The organism is Photorhabdus temperata (assembly GCF_025384845.1).
Classification (GTDB): domain Bacteria; phylum Pseudomonadota; class Gammaproteobacteria; order Enterobacterales; family Enterobacteriaceae; genus Photorhabdus; species Photorhabdus temperata.
In genome coordinates, this window is record NZ_JAJAFX010000001.1 from 140993 (window position 1) to 163732 (window position 22740).

At 42.3% G+C, this 22740-nt stretch carries 19 protein-coding genes and 1 pseudogene; 15 read left to right on the forward strand and 5 right to left on the reverse strand.

All coding sequences use genetic code 11. The features are described from left to right. The first annotated feature begins 1676 nt into the window (after positions 1-1676). From LGZ99_RS00480 to truC, 5 genes and pseudogenes are all read left to right on the forward strand, one after another. Entirely contained in the window at positions 1677-3356 is a 1680-nt protein-coding gene (locus tag LGZ99_RS00480) for a ShlB/FhaC/HecB family hemolysin secretion/activation protein (protein ID WP_036838532.1), read from the forward strand. A 62-nt stretch (positions 3357-3418) separates the two neighbouring features. Beyond that, positions 3419-4132: pseudogene (locus LGZ99_RS00485) on the forward strand (filamentous hemagglutinin N-terminal domain-containing protein); the annotation flags it as partial. A gap of 693 nt (positions 4133-4825) precedes the next feature. Then, positions 4826-5377 carry a SecY-interacting protein gene (gene syd, locus LGZ99_RS00490; RefSeq protein ID WP_262978788.1) on the forward strand — a complete coding sequence of 184 codons (552 nt, stop codon included), beginning with the start codon at positions 4826-4828 and terminating at the stop codon, positions 5375-5377. A gap of 535 nt (positions 5378-5912) precedes the next feature. After that, positions 5913-6245 (forward strand): YqcC family protein, encoded by a 333-nt coding sequence (locus LGZ99_RS00495; RefSeq protein ID WP_262978789.1) that lies wholly within the window; start codon positions 5913-5915, stop codon positions 6243-6245. A gap of 1 nt (position 6246) precedes the next feature. Continuing rightward, positions 6247-7017, forward strand: a complete 771-nt coding sequence (truC, locus tag LGZ99_RS00500) for a tRNA pseudouridine(65) synthase TruC (RefSeq protein ID WP_036838523.1) — start codon at positions 6247-6249, stop codon at positions 7015-7017. A gap of 136 nt (positions 7018-7153) precedes the next feature. Here the strand turns inward: truC and LGZ99_RS00505 are convergent, their stop codons facing one another. Beyond that, complete coding sequence (locus LGZ99_RS00505; protein WP_036838520.1) at positions 7154-8317, reverse strand: hypothetical protein; 1164 nt, start codon at positions 8315-8317, stop codon at positions 7154-7156. Between the two features lie 544 nt (positions 8318-8861). On the opposite strand from LGZ99_RS00505, the gene LGZ99_RS00510 reads away from it, so the two are divergent. Next, positions 8862-9311 (forward strand): flavodoxin, encoded by a 450-nt coding sequence (locus LGZ99_RS00510; protein WP_021324805.1) that lies wholly within the window; start codon positions 8862-8864, stop codon positions 9309-9311. Between the two features lie 60 nt (positions 9312-9371). On the opposite strand, the gene LGZ99_RS00515 is transcribed toward LGZ99_RS00510, so the two are convergent. From LGZ99_RS00515 to map, 4 genes are all read right to left on the reverse strand, one after another. After that, positions 9372-9758: a DUF3461 family protein gene (locus tag LGZ99_RS00515; protein WP_023044746.1), complete on the reverse strand. Its 387-nt coding sequence runs from the start codon at positions 9756-9758 to the stop codon at positions 9372-9374. A gap of 208 nt (positions 9759-9966) precedes the next feature. After that, entirely contained in the window at positions 9967-10791 is an 825-nt protein-coding gene (gene dapD, locus LGZ99_RS00520) for a 2,3,4,5-tetrahydropyridine-2,6-dicarboxylate N-succinyltransferase (RefSeq protein ID WP_021324807.1), read from the reverse strand. Between the two features lie 50 nt (positions 10792-10841). Further along, the gene (gene glnD / locus LGZ99_RS00525) at positions 10842-13490 is read right to left on the reverse strand and encodes a bifunctional uridylyltransferase/uridylyl-removing protein GlnD (protein ID WP_023044745.1); all 2649 of its coding nucleotides are present in this window, start codon (positions 13488-13490) and stop codon (positions 10842-10844) included. Positions 13491-13631: 141 nt separating this feature from the next. After that, positions 13632-14429: a type I methionyl aminopeptidase gene (gene map / locus LGZ99_RS00530; protein WP_021324809.1), complete on the reverse strand. Its 798-nt coding sequence runs from the start codon at positions 14427-14429 to the stop codon at positions 13632-13634. 428 nt (positions 14430-14857) lie between these two features. Here map and rpsB point away from each other — a divergent pair, with 428 nt between their 5' ends. The 9 genes from rpsB (at position 14858) to rseP (ending at position 22706) form a co-directional block, all read left to right on the forward strand. Further along, positions 14858-15583, forward strand: a complete 726-nt coding sequence (gene rpsB / locus LGZ99_RS00535) for a 30S ribosomal protein S2 (RefSeq protein WP_021324810.1) — start codon at positions 14858-14860, stop codon at positions 15581-15583. Positions 15584-15732: 149 nt separating this feature from the next. Then, on the forward strand, positions 15733-16590 hold the full coding sequence (gene tsf, locus LGZ99_RS00540; protein ID WP_021324811.1) for a translation elongation factor Ts: 858 nt from the start codon (positions 15733-15735) through the stop codon (positions 16588-16590). A 148-nt stretch (positions 16591-16738) separates the two neighbouring features. Next, positions 16739-17467, forward strand: a complete 729-nt coding sequence (gene pyrH / locus LGZ99_RS00545) for a UMP kinase (RefSeq protein WP_021324812.1) — start codon at positions 16739-16741, stop codon at positions 17465-17467. A gap of 119 nt (positions 17468-17586) precedes the next feature. Next, positions 17587-18144, forward strand: coding sequence for a ribosome recycling factor (gene frr / locus LGZ99_RS00550; protein ID WP_023044744.1), 558 nt, complete (start codon positions 17587-17589; stop codon positions 18142-18144). Positions 18145-18152: 8 nt separating this feature from the next. Then, on the forward strand, positions 18153-18290 hold the full coding sequence (locus LGZ99_RS00555) for a hypothetical protein (RefSeq protein ID WP_152964108.1): 138 nt from the start codon (positions 18153-18155) through the stop codon (positions 18288-18290). Continuing rightward, a complete protein-coding gene (gene ispC, locus LGZ99_RS00560; protein ID WP_023044743.1) occupies positions 18287-19483 on the forward strand; it encodes a 1-deoxy-D-xylulose-5-phosphate reductoisomerase in 1197 nt (398 codons plus the stop codon). The genes LGZ99_RS00555 and ispC overlap by 4 nt, the downstream gene beginning before the upstream one ends. A 218-nt stretch (positions 19484-19701) precedes the next feature. Then, the gene (ispU, locus tag LGZ99_RS00565; RefSeq protein WP_031280824.1) at positions 19702-20463 is read left to right on the forward strand and encodes a (2E,6E)-farnesyl-diphosphate-specific ditrans,polycis-undecaprenyl-diphosphate synthase; all 762 of its coding nucleotides are present in this window, start codon (positions 19702-19704) and stop codon (positions 20461-20463) included. Positions 20464-20472: 9 nt separating this feature from the next. Beyond that, the gene (gene cdsA, locus LGZ99_RS00570) at positions 20473-21321 is read left to right on the forward strand and encodes a phosphatidate cytidylyltransferase (RefSeq protein ID WP_036838488.1); all 849 of its coding nucleotides are present in this window, start codon (positions 20473-20475) and stop codon (positions 21319-21321) included. 29 nt (positions 21322-21350) lie between these two features. Next, positions 21351-22706, forward strand: a complete 1356-nt coding sequence (gene rseP, locus LGZ99_RS00575; protein WP_031280823.1) for a sigma E protease regulator RseP — start codon at positions 21351-21353, stop codon at positions 22704-22706. Positions 22707-22740: the final 34 nt, after the last annotated feature.

Sequence of the window (22740 nt, forward strand, 5' to 3'; positions counted from 1 at the left end):
AGAATAGGTATCCATTAATACCAGATTTTGAAAAGGTACAGAGTCACTAAAAACGGCTTATTTCCTGTTATGTTTAATGTATTCATCGAAAATGTTATCTTCCAGTTATTTTACATTTAACTTCCCTGTCATGACTATTTAAAAGAATGAAAACAGAGATATTAAAGATTTTATATAAAAGACAGCTTTAACTATAAGTGAAAACTTTAAAAGGATGTTAATTAAGTTTAATCGAAGTCCATTAACTATCACCATTAACAGCGAGTTGAAAATAAATCAGCGAGAAAAAGAATATTATCTTAAGAACCTGATGTGAATGTGATTTTTAGTCGTTTCTTTATAATAAATGGATAAAACGGTTAATCTGGCAGGATTTAAACGCTTAAAAAAGATGTTGATTATCCGAAAAAGCATAAAAGAGTATCTTTATACCATCAGACTATTTACAGGTTGATTTATGAAGATAAAATAAAGGATTATGATTTATAAAAACTGCTCATAACTGCCAGTAAAACAGTGTTAGCAAAGATAAAATCAAGTATAATCAACGTTGATTAAACGTAAAACACAATATACCATGATGATTAAACTTAATAAAAAGCAAATGTTAAAAGCAGTAAAAACAACAGCTAAAACCTTATTATATCGATTAAAATAAAAGATTAAAAAATGGACTTCAATAACAGTTTAAAACTTTTTAATTATAAAAACATCGGTAAAAGACAATTGGGATTATTAATGATTATATACCAAGTAAAAAAGTGTAAATAAGAATTTTAAATAGATTTATTAGATAATGTATTTTTAAAAATGAACCAGATTTAATAACTTTTTTAACCTGTAAATAAACTTTTTATCAGCCAGTTAAATAACCGAAAATGAAAAAATGAGTAAAAAAATACGCAAATATATTATTTAAATCACGGTCTCTTAAATCGCCCATTTAACCTTATTTTACACTGTTTTTTCCTATTCAACAGCATTGCTTTTATACGGTTTTATTTAAGTCATTAATCTTTTTATTACCTTTAATGTGAATCTACCCTGGATAATTAATTCCCCAGACTTTTTACTATTATTAATTTTATAAGATATTATGAAATTAATTTACCGATTTATCTAAACATCATTTAAATAAATATGATTGAATGGAGTTAAATGAAAATATAAAATCACATGACGAGCCTATATTAATGAAACCAAGATAAAAAGCGTAAAAAAAGATATCCTAAATATAAAATAAATCTATTTTTTAAAATTTAAACACTTTTTATTTAAATCTATGCCTTAAGCCATTAAAAGCGCGTAAAATTTTGCAGACTTTTAGTCAACCAGTCTATTTAAAAACACCGCCAAACAATCAAATCACGCTTGAAAACTGACGTCGCTACTCGCTCACCGGGCAACAAATGCGCTGGAGAATAGTCAGCAAGATATCGCACGCCTGCTGGATTTGGGACACAATACCATTAAGTAACTTAAAGAGTTGTTATTGATGTATAAAAGATTACCTTCATCCTTATCACCGTTTTACAGCATTTAATATATCGCATTGCCCATTGTCAGGATTAAAGATCCAGATCTTGATCACATTTCACACTATCCATTCAGACAATAAATTAATGCCACATTAGAATAGTTTAATAATGTCATTATCAGATTGTTAATTATTGTCTATGGGAAAATTACCGTTTTATCACCGCAGCCTGACCGGGCTTATCCTGCTGGTCATCTCCGCACTGGCACCGGCGGCAATTCCTGTCAGCTCGGCGGATCAAGAAACCATCACACAACAACAAAAAGCCTTGTTGCAGCAAGCCCAACGACAGCGGGAAGCGCTGCGTCACAATATCACCGTATCCCCATCCCCCGTTTTAACGCCGGATGCAGCTGAATCTGTTTGCCACACCATTCAACAGATTGAATTTGTGGGTGCAGAAAGCCTGTCAAGGTCAGTCAAACAGAACTTGACTCACTCTTACTTATCTCATTGTTTAACTTTGCAGCAGATTAATGAGCTGGTGCGTAAAGTATCGAATGCCTATATCGAACGGGGTTATGTCACATCCCGCTCTGACCTCAGAGCGCAGGATTTATCCTCCGGTACCCTCATGATTACCGTGAATGAAGGCAAAATTGAGTCAATCAGCCTTGATGATGAAACACCATGTTCACTCAAAATGGCCTTTCCGGGCATGATTGGCAAGACACTCAATCTGCGGGATATTGAACAAGGCATGGAACGCCTGAACCGCCTGCCCTCACAACAGGTCGCCATTGATATTCAGCCAGGAAAACAACCCGGTTATTCTGCGGTTATCTTAAAACGAACCTCGACGCGCTTACCGATCAGTGCCAGCTTGGGTGCGGATAACAGTGGTCAGAAAAGTACCGGCACCGGGCAAATCAATGCCAGTGTAAACCTGGATAATCCATTACATCTCGCTGATCAGTGGTCATTGTCTGCCAGCCATAACAGTGATTTTCGCAATAACCATCAAAACCGAAGCCTCACTTCTAATGTAATGATCCCTTATGGCTACTGGCTGTTCAGTTATCAGTACGCGTGGAATGACTCTTTTCAGAATATTCCGGCTGACTCGCAGGCCTATCGCTACGAAGGCGCCAGCCAGACGCACCGGCTGGCAATAAACCGGGCGTTATACCGTGATGGCGAACAGAAGCTGGCGCTGGATCTGGGATTGACGCGCCGCCAGACGACCAATTTGCTGGCGGGAGAGAAATTATCCATCAGCAGCCCGACGTTAAGCGCTATCAACCTTGGCATTAACTACAGTTCAGTACTGGCAGGTGGCTATATCACGTTTAACCCGGCAATCAGCCACGGTTTACCGGTGTTCAGTGCGACAAAAGAGGATCCCCATTTCCCGGATGCACCACGGAGCCAATTCCGTAAATTTAGCCTGAGTGCCAGCTATTTTATGCCAGTCACGGATTCCATTTATTACCTCTCATCCCTTTACGGCCAGACCACGCCCGACAACCTTTACGCCAGCGAACGCCTCTCGCTGGGAGGACAATATTCCGTCAGGGGATTTAAAGAGCAATCTCTCACCGGCAATCGCGGCGGATATTGGCGCAATGAGCTGAACTGGCGAATTTCAGAGTTTCCTGTACTGGGTGAACTCGCCTTAACCGGTGCGCTGGATACGGGTTGGTTACGAGGAAAAGCAGGACAAATTGATGGCGGTAATGTCACCGGCACCACACTTGGTCTCTCACTAACGCACCGCCGATTCAATCAGGCGATAACTGTTGGCAAACCACTCACTTACCCTAACTACCTGAAACCGGATCACTGGGTGGTTTACTGGTCTGCATCACTGATTTTGTAACAACGCAAGACATAACTTATTGAAACAAAACATTTCCATTGCAATAAAATAAGGACTGATACATGAGTCAACGTAGCACCCCTTTAACAAGGGCCACGAGTTATCTTTTAATTTACCTGACCGTCGTTTATCCCCTTCATCCGGCTATAGCCGCCGGGATAACGCCGGATAATCACCAAACACAGGTACAAAATCAGGGTAATGTCCCGGTTGTGAATATCGCCACACCGAATGAGGCGGGGATATCCCATAACACCTATCAAGCGTTTAACGTTGCCACTCAAGGCGCCATACTCAATAACGCTACCCAAACGGCTCAATCACAACTGGCCGGGCAACTTAACGCCAACCCGAACCTGAAAGGCAAAGCAGCTGAACTGATTATTAATGAAGTCACCGGCAACGGACGCTCTGAGCTGCAAGGTCAGTTAGAAATTGTCGGCAATAAAGCCAATGTGATGATTGCCAACCCCAATGGCATTACCTGTGATGGCTGTGGTTTTATCAATACTGCCAGTGCAACCCTGACCACCGGGAAACCCCAGTTTGACAAACAGGGTGCACTGGAAGTGTTAGAAGTTAAACAAGGCTAGATTACCATTGGCGGCAAAGGGCTGGATGGCAAGGCAACGGATTATGTCGATATTATCAGCCGGGCGACGGAATTAAATGGAAAAATTCAGGCCAACACCCTGTCGCTGACGCAGGGCACCAACCGCATCAGTTTAAAAGACGGCACGGTCAACCCGCTCGCCGGAGAAGGCGCTAAACCGCAAAAGGGATATATAAAAATATTAATCGGTTAATCAGACAACCTATTTTCCAAAAGGAACCGACTTTAATAGCGTTTTCAATTGGGAATAAATTTTTCATCAGCCAGTTAAATAATTACTCATGAAAAATAGGAATAACAAAATTCGCAAATAAATGATTTAATCGAATACGAATCGGGTGATTTTTAGCGTTATTATGTAACACCGCGATATCTTAAATACGCTCGTTTAAACTTGATTTACACTGCTTTCATCCACCAATAGCATTGATTTTCTGCGGTTTGATTTAAGCTATGCCTCTTTTTATGCCTTTAATGTGATTTAACTAAAACCGTGATAAAGGACTTTTTACGATGGCGAGAATCCCTCTCTGGGGATTAACGTTTTAACTGTGTAGGTACCTTAGTCACTCGCAGTAAAGCAAAACCATCTTACCCTTTTTCTCCTACTGTCTGAAACGTTGTAGCAATCAGGTGATCGTTATTTTTGATTGCATCCAGCGTCTGGCGAATACCCTCTGCGTGGGGATCATGTTACTCATCAATAATCGCGCCACCACGTACAATGTTAGCCACAAATATTCTGGGTCAGTTTGGTGATGTGTAGATATCTATAGCCTTTAGGCAGGGGAACAGTCAGAATATTTGGTTTACAATAACATTAAGCACACCCTAACAGTTACTGGTTGAAAATAATATGATTTCTAATGTTACAGAGGCGTTGGCTGATTTTACCCGTCGTTATGTTGATTTATGGCAAAAGGAAACCGGGGCCTCACCTGCCAGCAGTGAGCTTTATGGTGTGCCATCACCTTGCATTACCCATACTGGTAATGACATGGTTTACTGGCTTCCGCAGCCTTTTCCTTCAGAAGATAAGCTGAATAGAGTTGAAGTTGCACTGGATATCCAATTACAGCCGGCGATTCATGATTTTTATACATCGCAATTGGCCGGTGATATGACGGTAATGTTTGAAGGCCAGCAGTTTAGTTTGATTCAGGTCTGGAGTGAGGATGACTTTATCCGTTTACAGGAGAACCTGATAGGGCATTTGGTGACGCAAAAGCGGCTGAAACTATCGCCAACGGCATTTATCGCTACCATGGATTCGGATATGAGTATCATTTCTCTATGTAATTTGACCGGTGAAGTGATTCTGGAGCAGTTTGGCAGTAACAAACGAATTCGTCTATTTACCGACTTAGTTGAGTTTCTTGGTGCAATCGAACCCGCCTTCATTCGGTAGTCCCGGATTTTTAACTCTGAATTTGTGAGATATCTCTTACACTTTATGTAAGAGATGTCATTGTTTACTTTGGTAAGTTTAACATCAGTTTATTATTTTTATTTTATTTCAATAGCCTATAAATAATTACAGATTTAATTTCCTTTACTGACTTACCGGTTCCATTTGTATAGCTTGTTTCATACAGCGAATTAATTCATTCTGTCTCTCGCAGGAAAGGAATCATTGCGCATAACTTCTCAAGGACAAATAGGGTGATGATGGTCAGGATGACTGATGCAATGCATAACAGGATTGTATGCAATATAAATAAAAATGATGGGTAAGGGATAACCAATTAAGGATAATCTGTCAGGGAGTGAGCAGGGAGCAAACTATTAGCCGGACTGCTATAAAAGCACAATTTAAAGGGAGCGCTGGTTCGCTCCCTTCTCTTTATTTGATTGATGGAAAAAGCAAATTTTCAGCTTAAGGGCTATCAATGATATTCTTATGAGCTTGGTAGCTTTGAATAAATATTTATCAGACTGAAAATATGAGTATTGAAGAACAAATTCTGCAAAAATTACAACTAATTGAACACGCCATGAGGGAAATTGACCTATGGCAAAGTCATCCTCCTAAAGCGGAAGTTTTCGAAAGTGTTGAACCATTTTCAATTGATACGATGCTGGCTGAAGAGTGGTTGCAGTGGGTATTAATTCCGGGAATGTATACGTTGCTGGAACAGGGCGCAAAGTTACCTGCGGCATTCGCTATCGCTCCTTATTTTGAAGAATCCTATAAAGAAGAGGCTACCGGGCGTTGTCAGCAACTGCTTGAACATCTTCGCGCATTGGATCGCTTATTTATTCAGGATAACTTCTGATATGTTGGAAGTGTTATATCAGGATGAGTATATTGTGGCGGTTAATAAACCGGCTGGTTGGTTAGTTCATCGTAGTTGGTTGGCTCGCCACGAAACACGCTTTGTTATGCAGACATTGCGTGATCAGATTGGTCAGCATGTTTTCCCTGTACATCGTCTGGACAGGCCGACATCAGGCGTATTGTTAATGGCGCTTTCCAGTGATGTTGCCCGTCAGCTTTCTCAACAGTTTGAATATCATCAGTTGCAAAAAACTTATCATGCTGTTGTGCGTGGCTATGTGCTGGAACCCGATATTATCGATTATGCCTTGGTTGAAGAGCTGGATAAAATTGCCGATAAATTTGCAGACAGTGATAAAGAGGCTCAACCCAGTGTGACTTATTACCGACCACTGGCTAAAGTAGAATGTCCGGTAGAGATTGGCCGTTATCCTACATCACGTTTTAGTCTGCTGGAACTGACGCCGAAAACAGGCCGGAAACATCAATTGAGACGGCATATGGCACATATTCGTCATCCAATTATTGGTGATACGACACATGGTGATTTACGGCAGAACAGAGGGATTATCACCCATTACCAAACCAGCCGGTTGATGCTTCATGCCAGTTTGCTTGAATTGAATCACCCTGTGACCGGTGAGAAGTTATCTCTTACGGCAAAATGGGATGCGTCGTGGCAACATTTGATGCAACAATTTGGCTGGCAAGGCATTGTTCCAGATTTGGAATATGATGAAGCGAGCAGGATGGAAAACGTTATAGATTAGGATGTTTTCAAAAAATACCTGTTTTCCTTGTCTCTTGATTGATGTCATTAATTAAGAGACAAGGCAAGGTTGAGGGGAATATTATAAATGGAAATTTTTAATACATAATCTTATTGGTTTCTACTGGCTAATGTTATTATTTTTTAGATTTAATTATTGAGCGAAAAATAGTTGATATTGCTACTGAGGAAATTAATAATATTGTGAATCCAGCGACTATTTCTTCAATTTCAGCACCTAAGTAAATAGTATAAAATAAAATAATCATAGTAATAAATATATAAACACCTGATTGCATACCCAAGGTATAAAGAGAATTTTTAGAATATAAACCCAGGTAAGAGAAAAAAACAGGTTGCATCAATGTATTAGCTAAAAATACCAGGATCGTAAATAACAAATAGAATATACCCGAGCCCATGATAATGCCAAGTAAACAGAATCCAAGGGCAAATAACTGAATGATATTACCTACTATGATTTTTTTTCTGAAAGGTACTGGTTTCATCACTTTAATGATCGCAATTGCACAAGGGAACCATATAATCAACAACATAGCATACATATGAATTGTATTAATATGTTCGAAATATTTTGTCCTGACTGCTGGCATAATCATTAAGGATAGAAAAAAGCAAACATTTATTATAACCAGACTAAGAAAGGCAAAGAAAACACCTAATTTATTTCTTATAATCATAGAGTCTTTAATATCTTGTTTTGGTTTTCTTAACGTATTATTCTTATGACTGGCAAAATAAATAATTAAAGAAATGGAATAAATAAATGCAGCAAAGAAATCTGCTGATGTACGGGAATTCAAGCTGAGGAGGGAGAAAATAGCAGGGATTAAAAATGGCAGACTTAATAATGCAAGGCTTAAAATAGAGAAATTATTATTCGTTTTATTTTCATTTCCTTCGGTTATAAGAATATTTCTTCCCATTATGACAATAAATCCACTTATTACTCCCCATAATATTCTATGCAGAGCATCCAGCCAAATAGGAATAAATATTTTTTCTCCTGAAAAGAGAATGCAATTGACAGTGGCTAATAATAAGAATAATCCAAAGAGATTATTTCTGAAAGAAATAGTATTCATTTTTTGGATGACAAAGGATATTGTTATACATCCCAGAGAGAGTCCTAATAAATAGGAAAAAACAGGAATATAAGCATTTAAAACTATGCTTCCATCTTTAAGTACGGTATCTACCCAGATCATTAGACCAGATGAGCCGGTGATGTTTGCGGCACTTAATAACACACTCAGCACGACAGCCCTATTATTAGACATGGTGATCATCATCCTTATGCAGTATTGACTTCTGTCATTCTAGTAATTTCATTCTACTATTATTTTCATTGAAATAGAGTATAAGTAATTTTTAATACCAATGAAAATATTATCAGTTAAAATTTTTCCAAAAAGTAATGTTAATATTAAATTATTATTGGCTGAATAACTGAGTTTAATACCACTTTATTTTGCTACTTAATGGTGGTTTTTATAGGGAGTTTAAGTTATCTATTTGAATTATATTTGATTTTGCATGAGTTGTTAAAGATACAATGTTGGCGATTACCTGTTACCGTTTTATGTAGAATAGCCACTGTCATTGATCAGTGCATCTGTCCGTAATTAGCCTGACAGATATATCATTAGTCATTAGTGCTGATGAGATATTGTTTACATGACAGAGGGTGCTCAACAGTGGCAACATTTGATCGGTACGACGACTTAGCTGGTAAAGTAATTATCCCTGATTTGGAAAGGGTTGAATTTTCTGTGCTTGCCAGCGAGGATAATTAATAGTTCCTTTAAAAAGAGATAATAGGCGATGGCGAAGATTGGTATTTTTGTTGGTACTGTTTACGGTAATGCCTTGGCAGTTGCAGAAGAAGCACTGCTAATTCTTGAACAACAAGGCCATGAGATAGAAGTATTTGAAGAGGGGGAGTTGGAACAGTGGCAATCCTATCTGAATCAGGTAATTTTAGTTATCACTTCAACGACTGGACAAGGGGATTTGCCTGATAATATTCAGCCGCTTTATTGTGCTTTGCGAGATGAATTAGGTTATCAGCCGGAATTACGCTACGGCGTTATCGCTTTGGGTGATGGCAGTTACGAGAATTTTTGTGGTGGTGGTCGTACTTTTGATGAGCTGTTACATGAGCAGGGAGCAATAAGAATCGGTGAGGTTCTTCTGGTGGATGCAATGGAAGAAGCTGAACCGGAAGTTTTTGCTCAGTCCTGGATCAAACAGTGGGGCGAATTAGTTGGCTAATCTTAATGCACCGCTTATACCAGGTAGGATAATAAGCGGTGTAGTTATAAGGAACTGCCATTATTTGCGGGTCAGTTTTTCCAGATCGGCTTCAATTTCGGCAATTTTATTGGCAACAACGTGTTCAAGATGGCGCAAGTCATCAAGGATTTTATGTTTCAAATCGACGTCTGCCTGATCACGTTTGCAAATTTGATCCAACTCTTCAATTACATAACGTAGGTTAGTATTGATTTCGTTGATCTCTTTGTATCCTTGCTCTGCATTGTCTGAAGCAACCGTTTTGCGTTGACGTGGATATTTGAATTTCACGCTTTTAGCAAAGAATTCTCCTTTATCTTTGCGAAAATAGATTTTCAGGATGTCGTTGTTAGCTTCCTGACGCAGACTGTAGCGGTCAATCTCTTCGGGATATGTGATCCCCAGACTCTTTAAGTTATCGTACATGGCACCACCTTAAGGGTATTTTTCCCAGTAGGTTATTAATGCGTTATTTTGAATTTGGCTCATGCTTAAACTCCTTATGTACTCTGTGTACGCTCGGGGTTGTGCACATTGCTCACGTTCAAACTACCTATATTAATAACACTTACTGAGGTCGGTAATGATGATAAAAAGCAAAAAATAGCGGACTTATTATCCGCTATTTTAAAGTTTAATCTATTGCTCTTAAGAGTTCATTAATGCCCACTTTTGCCCGTGTTTTAGCATCCACTTTTTTCACAATGACAGCACAATACAGGCTGTAGCTGCCATCTTTCGATGGAAGGTTGCCAGAAACAACGACAGAGCCGGCAGGGACTCGGCCATAATGGATTTCACCTGTTTCACGATCGTAGATTTTGGTGCTTTGACCGATATAGACGCCCATTGAAATCACAGAACCTTCTTCGACAATGACACCTTCTACGATCTCAGAACGGGCACCGATAAAGCAGTTATCTTCAATAATGGTCGGGTTGGCCTGCAATGGTTCCAGCACGCCACCGATACCGACGCCGCCGGATAAATGGACGTTTTTACCAATTTGGGCACAGGAGCCGACAGTTGCCCAGGTATCTATCATTGTTCCTTCATCAACATAGGCGCCGATGTTGACATACGAAGGCATCAGCACACAGTTGCGGGCGATAAAGGCTCCCTGGCGCGCTGCCGCAGGAGGAACCACGCGAAAACCCTCTTTTTCAAACCTCACTTGATCGTAGTCAGCGAATTTCATCGGGACTTTATCGAAATAACGGCTTTCCGCGCCATCCATGACCTGATTTTCATTAATACGGAAAGAGAGCAGTACCGCCATTTTCAGCCATTGATGAGTGACCCACTGACCGTCAATTTTCTCTGCAACCCGCAGTTTTCCACTGTCCAGCAGATTGATGACCTGAGTAACGGCATCACGTGTTTCACTGTTGACTGTTGTTGGAGTAATAGTTGCGCGATTTTCAAAAGCACTTTCGATAATGGATTTTAATTGCTGCATTACATCTGTTTCCTTGGTTATCAGCCGAATCATGGGGGGCTTGTATTCAGTTACATTTTATCCTTTGGATTTAGGGTTTCTGTCAACCTTTCTGACAATTCTTCTCTGACTTTTTTATCTAATGCTTTATGGTCCTTATCCGCCAGCACAAAAAAATCTTCGACACGTTCGCCGATCGTAGTGATGTGTGCACCATGCAGTGAAACCTCCATTTCGGTAAAAATATTGCCGACTCTGGCTAGTAGTCCTGGTTGATCCAGCGCGAATAGCTCCATATAGGTTCGCCGTTCATTGTGGGTAGGCAGGAAGATCACTTTTGTGGGTACATTGAAGTGACGCAGTTTGGTTGGCAATCTTCGTGCTTTGGGTGTTTTGGTATAAGGATCCAGAACGACCCGCAAAAGTGCGTTATGTATTATTTCGTGACGATCCGGTGCTAAAGGATGACCATTGGGTTCCAGTACCACAAAAGTGTCCATCGTCATGTCATCACGATTGGTAAATATCTGCGCGTTATGAACGCTGAGATTGCGTCTGTCCAGTTCGCCGACAACTGCCGCAAATAGGGAAGGGCGGTCCGGGCTCCAGATAAAAATCTCGGTACCGCCGCGAGTTGGCTTAGTACTGATCAGTATCAGCGGCTCTTGAGAATCATGCGCCACCAGATGGCGGGCGTGCCATGCCAGTTGCCTTGGGGTATGGCGAAGGAAATAATCTGCATGACAACGGCTCCAAAGCTGATGCAGTTTCTGCTCGTTAATATTGTCCTGGCGCAGAAGCGCAAGAGCCTGAAAGCGGTTATGGCGGATGCGCTCCCGCAAATCCGGTGTATTTCCCTGGCGTAATTGGCTCTCTGTAGAGAAATAGAGTTCCCGTAATAAGCTCTGCTTCCAACTATTCCACAGGTTGACGTTGGTTGCGCAGATATCCGCGACTGTCAGGCAAATGAGATAATGTAACCGGGTTTCATTGAGTATTTCATGGGCAAATTGTTTAATGACTTCTGGATCCTGGATATCTCTCCGTTGAGCCGTGACTGACATTAATAGATGATGACGAACCAGCCAGGTTACCAAGTCAGCTTCTCGTGAATTAAGCCCATGTTGCAGTGAAAATGCCAGCGCATCTTCAGCACCCAGTTCAGAATGATCACCATTACGCCCTTTGGCGATATCGTGAAACAGCGCAGCAAGGCGCAGGATTTCAAGCTGAGGTAAACGCGGATATAGTTCAACGCAGAGCGGATGGGCTGCACGGTTGTTCTCATCAGCAAAACTTTCCAGTTTTCTCAGCACGCGGATTGTATGCTCATCGACGGTGTATGCGTGAAACAGATCAAATTGCATCTGGCCGACAATATTGCCCCAAAGTGGTGTATAAGCGCCAAGAACACTGTGGCGGTGCATGGGGACAAATGCGCTTTCAATTGCCCTTGGGTGACGCAGGATATCCATAAAGATTTTGCGGGCTTCGGGTAATTCACACAATGGCTGATTTAAATTGCGGCGGGCATAACGGAGCTGGCGTAACGTAGTAGAATAGATGCCCTGAACGTCGGCATGTTCAGCCATGCGATAAAACATCCGCATAATCGCTGTAGGATCTTTGATAAACAGTGTCTTATCGACCAGATCAATTAATTGTCCACGTAGCTGGAATTCACTATCCAGTGGGCGGGATTTTTCACTGGTTTCCAGCGCCAGAATAGCTTCATCAAACAGTTGCAGCAGCATATTGTTGAGTTCGCTGACGCGGCGTGTCATCCGGTAGAAATCTTTCATCATCTGTTCTATCGGCTGATTACGTTCGCCTTGATAGCCCAGTAACTGAGCAATGCTGAATTGGCGATCAAACAACAGGCGATTATCATAACGATTAACGACCAGATGAAGGGCAAAGCGAATACGCCAAAGGAAGCTTTGGCACTCATTCAATTCATTACGTTCTTCCGCTGTCAGGAAGCCGAAATCGACCATTTCATCTATTGAGGTTGCTCCAAAATGGCGGCGGGCAACCCACAGCAAGGTATGGATATCCCGTAACCCTCCGGGGCTGCTTTTGATATCAGGCTCCAGATTGTAACTGGTGCTGTGATAGCGCTGGTGGCGTTCATGCTGTTCGACAATTTTGGCATCAAAGAATTCAGTGGAAGGCCAGAAACCATCACTGAAGGTATGTCGCTGTAATCGAAGAAAAAGTGCCAGCTCGCCGCAGATTAACCGTGATTCGATTAAATTTGTCGCAACAGTCAGGTCTGACAGACCTTCCAGCAAACACTCTTCGAATGTACGAACACTATGGCCTACTTCCAGCCGGATATCCCACAGCAGGGTGATAAATTGTCCAATATTCTGAGCTTGATGTTGTGTGAGAGGCTGTTCGCTGAGTATCAGCACGTCAATATCAGATAGCGGATGCAGTTCCCGGCGGCCATATCCGCCGACCGCAATCAATGAAAGTGATGAAATTTTATCAAACCCATAAACATTCCATAACTGCTTCAATAACTGATCTATGTAATCACTGCGGGCAGAAATCAAGGCTTCTGCGGAAATTCCTGCTTTAAATGCATGTTCGAGCCAAAGTTGAAATTCTTCAAGGTGTTGTTTCAACACCGGGTAGTGAAGATCATCACAGGAAAAATCAGCTGGGGAAAGTGGCGGGACAGGAGCCTGAATTGTGGCGATATCTGCTGGCATAAGTAGTATGAACTCGTAAGAAAGGCGAATCATAACGGTCAGATTACTGAGAAAATATCGTGTTGAACAGGAGATATTGCCAGAGAAAGAGATTGGAAGCCCTGTATGGTTTCAGTAAGGCTTCACAATTTAGGGTGTGACTTATTCATTAACCAGGACGGCGGAAAGAACGGGTTCCTCTTCTTTACGCAAGGTCATGATTTCACAGCCGTTATCAGTTACAACAATTGTGTGTTCATACTGAGCAGACAAACTGCGGTCTTTGGTTTTGACTGTCCAGCCATCTTTCATGGTACGGATGCGGTAATCACCGGTGTTAACCATAGGTTCAATAGTGAAAGCCATCCCTTTTTGCAGTACAACACCGCCATCATCTGCATCATAGTGCAGTACTTGAGGTTCCTCATGGAAGACTGCGCCGATGCCGTGACCACAGTATTCACGGACTACAGAAAAATTCTTGGCTTCAACAAACTGTTGAATGGCTTTACCAAGAGTACGTAAGCGAATACCTGGTTTTACCATTTTCAGTGCCAGATAGAGGCTTTCTTGAGTGATGCGGCATAGACGCTCACCCTGAATGGTTGGCTTACCGACAATAAACATTTTTGAGGTATCGCCGTGAAAGCCCTCTTTTATGACAGTTACATCAATATTAACGATGTCACCATTTTTCAGAGCCTTATCATCACTAGGGATACCGTGACAAACGACGTCATTAACAGAAATACAGACAGATTTTGGGAAACCGTGATAACCAAGACAAGCTGAAACAGCTTGTTGTTTATTGGTGATGTGATCGTGACAGATGCGATCCAATTCACCTGTTGTCACTCCGGGTTTGACGTAAGGTTCAATGATTTCCAGTACTTCCGCCGCCAGGCGGCCGGCGACGCGCATTTTTTCAATATCTTCAGAGGTTTTAATTGAGATTGCCATGAAACTTGTCCATTCAAAGCCAGCAAATCTGCTGGTTGTATGATTATCAATAGGGAAAAAATTATTGAACCAATGGTATCAGCCTACAGAATATCTGCCAATAACCGTTGGTAGCCATATTTCCCCCGTTATTTGTGTTTATTAGGAATATCCACCATAACTGCGTTTTTCTTTCCATATTGTGCTATCAGAAAATGACAACAAAAGTTGGTGTCTTAAGCCGGTTTATGATATAAAGCGCGCCGGCGTTCTGTGTATTTGTTTCTAAGGCAAAACACCAGAGGCGTTAAATATACTCACTGTGTAAATAACACACACGGGTCGGCACATACACCGGGGTGCTCTCATGCAGAACATGCAGCTAAAGAGTCGGTGTTATGGGGCTCGTGGAGGCATAACCCCAACTTAATATTTTACAGAGGTTTACAATGGCAACTGTTTCCATGCGCGATATGCTGCAAGCGGGCGTTCACTTCGGTCACCAGACTCGTTACTGGAACCCAAAAATGAAACCATTCATCTTTGGTGCTCGTAACAAAGTGCATATCATCAACCTGGAAAAAACTGTTCCAATGTTCAACGACGCGTTAGCTGAACTGAACAAAATTGCTTCACGCAAAGGTAAAATCCTGCTCGTTGGTACTAAGCGTGCTGCAAGCGAAGCGGTTAAAGAATCAGCTCTGAGCTGTGATCAATTCTTTGTTAATCACCGTTGGTTAGGCGGTATGCTGACTAACTGGAAAACCGTTCGCCAGTCCATCAAGCGTTTGAAAGATTTAGAAGCACAGTCTCAGGACGGTACTTTTGACAAACTGACCAAGAAAGAAGCGTTAATTCGTTCTCGTGAATTGGGTAAGTTAGAAAACAGCCTGGGTGGTATCAAAGATATGGGCGGCTTACCTGACGCTCTGTTTGTTATCGATGCTGAACATGAACACATTGCTATCAAAGAAGCGAACAATCTGGGTATCCCAGTATTCGCTGTTGTTGATACTAACTCTGATCCAGATGGTGTTGATTTCATCATCCCTGGTAACGATGACGCAATCCGTGCAGTAAAACTGTATTTGGGTGCTGTTGCTACCGCTGTTCGTGAAGGTCGTTCTCAAGATCTGGCTGTTCAGGCAGAAGAAAGCTTTGTAGAAGCTGAATAATAAGGCAAGCTCATTGTTGAGCCCTTATTAACCAGGTATTGAAATATATTGGTTAGGGGGCCTGTTATGGCCCCCTTTTACGTATCTGATATAAGAACTATCCATGTGGGATATTATCTTCCTGCGGGATACATCGAGGAATAAAACAAATGTCTGGAATTACCGCTGCTTTGGTAAAAGAACTGCGTGAGCGTACTGGCGCAGGTATGATGGAATGTAAAAAAGCGCTGGTTGAAGCTAATGGCGACATCGAGTTAGCCATTGACAATATGCGCAAATCAGGTCAGGCGAAAGCGGCTAAGAAAGCTGGCCGTGTTGCAGCTGAAGGTATCATCCTGGCGGAAGTGGCTGCTGATGGCAAATTCGGTGCTTTGGTTGAGTTGAACTGTGAAACTGACTTCGTTGCTAAAGATGCAGGCTTCATCGCTTTTGGTAAAGAAGTTATGGCAGCAGTATTGGCTGATAAAGTCTCTGACATTGAAATTCTGAAAGCGAAGTTCGAAGAACAACGTACTACACTGGTTGCTAAAATCGGTGAAAACATCAACATTCGTCGCGTTTCTGTATTAGAAAGTGAACAACTGGGGACTTACCTGCATGGCGCGCGTATCGGTGTTCTGGTTGCGGCTGAAGGCGCTAATGAAGAGCTGATTAAGCATGTGGCTATGCACATCGCCGCCAGCAAGCCAGAATATGTTAACCCAAGTGATGTCCCTGCTGACGTTGTTGAGCGTGAGCACCAAATCCAGCTGGATATCGCAATGCAGTCTGGTAAACCACGCGAAATCGCAGAGAAAATGGTTTCTGGCCGTATGAACAAATTCACCGGCGAGATCTCTCTGACTGGTCAGCATTTCGTGATGGACCCAAGCAAAACGGTTGGCGATCTGCTGAAAGAGAACAATGCTAAAGTGACTGACTTCATCCGTTATGAAGTTGGTGAAGGTATTGAGAAAGTTGAGGCTGACTTCGCAGCAGAAGTTGCTGCAATGAGTAAACAGTCTTAATTTCTATAAACAGAGCCGCCAAATGGCGGTTCTGTTTTATCTAATCTAAACCGTCTATTCCAGTAGGCGTTGAGTTTTTGCATCTGGTCAGAGTGGCTTGGATGTATGTAAATCCCCAATATACTTTTCTGCTTTAGGACAGAACATCATGGCAACCAATGCAAAACCCGTATATCAGCGTATCCTGCTTAAGCTCAGTGGCGAAGCCCTGCAAGGTGCAGAAGGTTTTGGTATAGATGCCAGCGTCTTAGACCGCATGGCTCAAGAGATCAAAGAACTGGTTGAGTTAGGCATACAGGTCGGTGTCGTCATTGGCGGGGGTAACCTGTTTCGTGGCGCGGGTTTGGCTGAAGCAGGAATGAACCGTGTAGTAGGCGACCACATGGGCATGTTGGCAACAGTGATGAATGGTTTGGCAATGCGGGATGCATTACACCGCGCCTATGTGAACGCCCGTCTAATGTCTGCCATTCCTTTAAATGGCGTTTGCGATAACTATAGTTGGGCAGAAGCGATTAGTTTGTTACGTCATGGTCGGGTTGTTATTTTCTCTGCGGGTACTGGCAATCCGTTCTTTACTACCGATTCGGCAGCATGTTTGCGTGGTATTGAGATTGAAGCAGATGTTGTGCTAAAAGCAACGAAAGTAGATGGTGTTTACTCTGCTGATCCGGCTAAAGTTGCGGAAGCGGTATTGTTCGATAAGCTGTCTTATCAGCAGGTATTAGAGCGTGAATTAAAAGTCATGGATTTGGCGGCATTTACTCTGGCTCGTGATCATAGCTTACCCATTCGTGTATTTAATATGAATAAACCGGGTGCGCTGCGTCGTGTGGTAATGGGTGAAAATGAAGGTACCCTGATTTTCCACGAATAATGTTCAGAGACACCAGAGAGGTTTGGCGGTATGATTAGTCGCCTGATACGTCAAATGTAATAAACATGGTCATAATGACTTATGGCTTGAAAAACAACCAGTTCCCAAGGGTTTGTAACGTGATTAATGAAATCAAAAAAGACGCACAAGACCGTATGGAAAAAAGCGTCGAAGCACTTAAAAGCCAAATCAGTAAGGTTCGTACTGGCCGTGCTTCTCCAAGTCTGTTGGATGGTATCACTGTTGAGTATTATGGTGCGCCTACACCTCTGCGTCAGATTGCTAACGTCATCGCTGAGGATGCTCGTACTCTGGCTATCACGGTATTTGATCGTACTATGACTCCGGCAATTGAAAAGGCAATCATGGCTTCTGATTTAGGTCTGAATCCTTCTTCTGCGGGTACAACAATCCGTGTTCCTTTGCCAGCATTGACAGAAGAGCGCCGTAAGGATCTGATTAAAGTGGTTCGTGGTGAAGCTGAACAAGGGCGTGTTTCTGTGCGTAATATCCGTCGTGATGCTAACGATAAAATCAAAGCTTTGCTGAAAGATAAAGAGATCAGTGAAGATGATGAGCGTCGTGCACAGGATGATATTCAGAAGTTGACCGATAATTTCATCAAAAAAGTTGATGAAGCTTTAGCCAAGAAAGAAGAAGAACTGATGGAGTTCTAATCTCTTTCATGAGATACATCAAGCGTCGCTATCGTGCGGCGCTATTTTTTATCCGGCATTTCTCTGAGGTCATGGGCATTCATAGCCAGGCAAATCAGACAAGTATCAATACACATCAAACAGAGCAATTCAGAGCATCAGTATGAAAAGGTTGACCATCCTTGGTTCCACAGGTTCCATAGGCAAAAGTACACTTGCTGTAGTTCGCAATCATCCTGATAAATTTGAAATAACGGCGCTTGCCGCCGGGAAGAATGTTCAGGTTATGGCTGAACAATGTCTGGAATTTCAGCCCCAATATGCTGCGATGGCGGATGAAGTTTCCGCAAAAGAGCTTAGACAGTTGCTTATTGAACAAGGTTGTAAGACCGAAGTACTTTTCGGCGAACAGGCTGCATGTGATCTGGCTGCTTTGAATGATGTTGATCAGGTAATGTCTGCGATTGTCGGTGTTGCGGGTTTACTGCCAACACTGGCCGCTATCCGGGCGGGTAAACAGATTTTACTTGCGAATAAAGAATCCCTGATTACCAGCGGCCGGTTTTTTATGGATGCCGTGGTGAAGCATAATGCTCAATTGCTACCCATTGACAGCGAGCATAACGCTATTTTCCAGAGTTTACCTGAGGTAATACAACAGAACCTTGGGTACGGGGATCTGAAACAACACGGGGTTGCTAATATCATTTTAACAGGTTCGGGTGGGCCTTTTCGCCATACTCCTTTGGAACAGTTGGCTTTTATGACACCGGACCAGGCTTGCGCTCACCCGAATTGGTCGATGGGGCGCAAGATTTCTGTAGATTCTGCGACAATGATGAATAAAGGCCTGGAATACATTGAGGCGTGTTGTTTGTTCAATGCATCTGCTGCGGAAATGGAAGTGGTGATCCATCCTCAATCTGTTATTCACTCGATGGTCCGTTATCAGGATGGTAGCGTTATCGCTCAATTAGGCACACCGGACATGTGTACGCCGATTGCCTATGCAATGGCATACCCAAATCGTATTACTTCTGGTGTTGAACCTCTTGATTTTTGTTCTTTAGGCACACTGACTTTTTCGAAACCAGATTATGAACGGTATCCCTGTTTGAAGCTGGCTATTGAGGCTTGCCACGAAGGTCAGGCTGCAACTACAACGCTGAATGCAGCGAATGAAGAAATCGTTAAAGTTTTTTTACAAAATGGAATCTCTTTCACAGATATTGCTATTATAAACCGGCAGGTTGTAGAAAAATTAAATTTACCGGAACCTCAGAGCATTGAAGAAGTCTTACAGATTGATAAGCTCGCAAGAGATTTAGCGATAAAGACTATCAGTTCATTTATCAGATAGTCTTGCTGATTGTCAAATGGGTATTTGTTCGCATTTTTACCTGGTGGTATAGTTTTCGTATAACTGTTGGTTGGTATAATAACAGTTCAGATTTTGGAGGGTCTTCTTTCAGATAATTAGGTTCTTACCCAAGTCGTGATACAAGACACGGCTTTTTTATGTTTGGATGCCTGAATTTGCAAGAGAATTACCCTAACCAGTAAAGGATTAATTGAGTGATATTATCCAGCGATCATCATCAGAACGATTTGTCGTCATTATTACCTAAACACGTTGCCATTATTATGGATGGTAACGGCCGTTGGGCAAAGAAACGTGGGAAATTAAGAGTCTTTGGTCATCGTGCAGGGATTAAGGCGGTACGGAGTGCGGTGAGTTTCTCTGCTAAACACAAAATTGAGTCGTTGACTCTGTACGCTTTCAGCAGTGAAAACTGGAACCGGCCGGAGCAGGAAGTCAGCTCTTTAATGGAGTTGTTTATTTTTGCACTAGATAGCGAAATCAAAAGTTTACATAAACATAATATTAGATTATCTATTATTGGTGATATCAGCCGGTTCAGTGAGCGTTTACAGGGGCGTATCTGTCGCTCGGTTAAGTTGACTGCTAATAATACTGGTCTGCAACTTAATATTGCTGCAAATTATGGTGGTCGTTGGGATATAGTTCAAAGTGTTCAGAAAATTGCCCGGCAGATTAAGGATAATTCCCTTGAACCACAGGATATTACTGAGGAATTAGTCAATAATTACATTAATCTGAACCAGCAACCTCAAGTTGATTTGGTCATCAGAACCGGTGGTGAACATCGTATCAGTAATTTTCTGTTATGGCAGATAGCTTATGCAGAATTCTATTTTACCGATATACTCTGGCCTGATTTTAATGAAACCGTTTTTGAAGGTGCAATTAATGCCTTTGCGAAAAGAGAACGCCGGTTTGGCGGAACAATACCAGACGATGCCGATGTGGGATCATAGGAGGAGCTCTTGCTGAAGTACCGCCTTATAACGGCTGTGATATTAATCCCTCTTGTGATTGCCGCTTTGTTCTTGCTGCCGCCAGCCGCTTTCGGGCTGGTTATTATCGCTGTCTCAGTCCTTGCTGCATGGGAATGGGGGCAATTCGCCAGCTTATTTAGCCAAAAGAAACGGGTTATTCTGGCTGTTCTGTTTGCTATCGGTTTATTGGCCTTACAATATACTCTGCCAGATTTCACTGATCTGATTAAACAACAGCAAATTACCTTTATCCTGTGGATGGGGATGATTTGGTGGATCGTTGCGACTCTTCTGGTGATTACCTATCCCTCTTCCGCTTTAATCTGGAAGAAATCCATGTTATTGCGCCTCTTGTTTGGCGCCCTGACATTAGTGCCGTTTTACTGTGGAATGATGGTTTTACGGACTCAGGGATATGATGACAATTCATATCACGGTGCATGGTGGTTGCTGTATGTCATGTTATTGGTATGGGGAGCTGATTCTGGTGCTTATCTATTCGGACGTACTTTAGGTAAACACAAAATGGCGCCAAAAGTCTCGCCAGGGAAAACGCTGGAAGGATTAGTGGGTGGTTTAATAACTGCGGCTATTATTTCATGGTTATTTGCTAAATATGCTCCAGTACCAGTAATGCCTGAAAAACTCATGTTGTGTTCTGCCATTGTCGTTATCGCTTCTGTATTTGGTGATTTGACTGAGAGTATGTTCAAACGTGAATCTGGTATTAAAGACAGCAGTCAGTTAATTCCGGGACATGGCGGTGTGATGGATCGTATCGATAGCCTGACTGCGGCGATCCCTGTCTTTGCCGGCCTGATATTGCTGGTATTTTGATTTCTCTGTTTGACGGCGTTTAAAGGAATATGATGGGAATTCTCTGGAATCTGGCGGCTTTTATTATTGCGCTGGGTATATTGATCACTGTGCATGAGTTCGGTCATTTTTGGGTGGCCAGAAAGTGTGGTATTCATGTTGAACGTTTTTCCATTGGTTTTGGTAAAGCGCTGTGGCGGCGTACGGATCGTCAGGGAACTGAATATGTCATAGCCCTTATTCCACTGGGGGGCTATGTGAAAATGCTTGATGAGCGTGTTTCACCTGTTTCTCCTGAACACCGTCATATGGCATTCAATAATAAAACTATTGGTCAGCGTGCTGCGGTTGTCAGTGCCGGGCCAATTGCTAACTTTTTACTAGCGGTTGTGGTTTATTGGTTGGTGTTTATTATTGGTGTGCCGGCAATACGCCCTGTCGTTGCAGATATCAAACCAGATTCTATTGCTGCGCAAGCAAATATTTCATCAGGAATGGAACTAAAATCTGTAGATGGTATCGAAACGCCTGACTGGAATTCAGTTCGTTTTGCTCTGATAGGTAAGATAGGTGATGAGAACATGACTGTTCAGGTCATACCTCCAGGTTCATCGCATCCGGTAGAGAAAATTCTGGATTTGCGGCAATGGCGCTTTAACCCCGATAAACAGGATCCCGTGTTGTCATTGGGGATTATGCCTGTCAGCCCGCGTTTGGATTCTCTGCTGGAGAATGTGGCTCCAGGTACCGCAGCGGAAAAGGCCGGTTTACAAAAGGGGGATAGGATAGTTAAAGTCAATGGTCAGGAAATAGATGCCTGGCATACTTTTACATCCTTTGTCAGTAATAATCCGAATGTCCCACTGGAACTTTCAGTGGATAGGGCTGGTCATATTATTTCTCTTTCTATAACGCCGGAAGTAAGACAGCAAGCCAGGGGTAAGGAAGTTGGCTTTGCCGGTGTGGAACTGCGGATTATTCCATTAGCAGACGAATATAAAATGGTTCAGCAATACGGGCCTTTCTCTGCCATTTATCAGGCAGGAGACAAGACCTGGCAGCTGATGCGGCTAACTGTCAATATGATGGGTAAGCTAATCGTTGGTGATGTGAAAGTTAACAACTTGAGTGGGCCTATCTCTATTGCCAAAGGGGCAGGGGTGTCGGCTGATTCAGGCTTGGTGTATTATTTGATGTTTTTGGCGCTAATAAGTGTCAATCTTGGGATCATTAACTTGGTTCCATTACCTGTGTTAGATGGTGGACACTTGCTCTTCTTGATTATCGAAAAGATAAAAGGTGGGCCGGTTTCCGAGCGTGTACAAGACTTCAGCTATCGCATCGGTGCCATAGTATTGGTGTTATTGATGGGGCTTGCACTTTTCAATGATTTCTCCCGCTTCTAAAGCGGAAGACTGGTTAGGAAGACGCATTACAACG